This window comes from Streptococcus mitis (genome assembly GCF_905187495.1).
Classification (GTDB): domain Bacteria; phylum Bacillota; class Bacilli; order Lactobacillales; family Streptococcaceae; genus Streptococcus; species Streptococcus mitis_CU.
In genome coordinates this window covers 1-204 of sequence record NZ_CAJJIB010000035.1, presented here as the reverse complement: position 1 = coordinate 204, position 204 = coordinate 1, and the positions used below count along the sequence as shown (strand labels likewise).

Below are 204 nucleotides of genomic sequence, written 5' to 3'. Positions count from 1 at the left end.
ATTATAGAAACAAACAAAGTAAAGACAAACAAGAAGAGTTAGAACGCGTCTTAAGACATGAACGCTTCCGAGGGCGTCAAAGAGTATTGAGAGACTTACGTATTGTGTTTAAGGAGTTTGATATCCGTACTCATTAGGGAGTCATACAAAAAAACATAAAAAGTTTAAAAAAGTTGTTGACAAGTTAGAAAAAGTCTGTATAAT

At 32.8% G+C, this 204-nt stretch carries 1 pseudogene; it reads left to right on the top strand.

The features are described 5' to 3' along the window. Nucleotides 1-137: pseudogene (locus JQ843_RS09615) on the top strand (sigma-70 family RNA polymerase sigma factor); the annotation flags it as partial. Nucleotides 138-204 lie beyond the last annotated feature (67 nt).